The organism is Psychrobacter sp. TB55-MNA-CIBAN-0194, from assembly GCF_040309505.1.
In the GTDB taxonomy this organism is placed as follows: domain Bacteria; phylum Pseudomonadota; class Gammaproteobacteria; order Pseudomonadales; family Moraxellaceae; genus Psychrobacter; species Psychrobacter fozii.
The window spans coordinates 1-275 of the sequence record NZ_JBEOOW010000232.1 but is presented as its reverse complement, the minus strand read 5'-3'; the positions used below and the strand labels follow the sequence as shown (position 1 = coordinate 275).

Annotated in this window: 1 protein-coding gene; it reads right to left on the bottom strand. The window is 56.0% G+C overall.

What is annotated here, in order from left to right; genetic code table 11:
- Positions 1–275, bottom strand: a 275-nt coding sequence (locus tag AAEY75_RS14945) for a hypothetical protein (protein ID WP_352260017.1), incomplete at both ends; no start/stop codon positions are given.

Here is a 275-nt window from a genome sequence, read left to right as displayed (position 1 = left end):
TCATTTGGGGTGATGGTAAAGGTTGGCAGGATGCTGCTACCCGCTGGAATGCTCACACTAACCCCAGCAATGGCATCCGCCACGCTGATGGTTTGCGTGCCATTGGCATCCGTAAAGGTGATGCTGTAAATGTCACTGGCATCAATGTCGCCAAGGTTTAAGGTGGCGGTGACGTTGCTGTCTTTGTCCGTCGCGCCCGTTTGGCTGATGGCAAAGACGATGCTGTCGCCCACACCTTCGGTGGCGCTGTCCGTCGTCGCTTCAATGCTCACCAC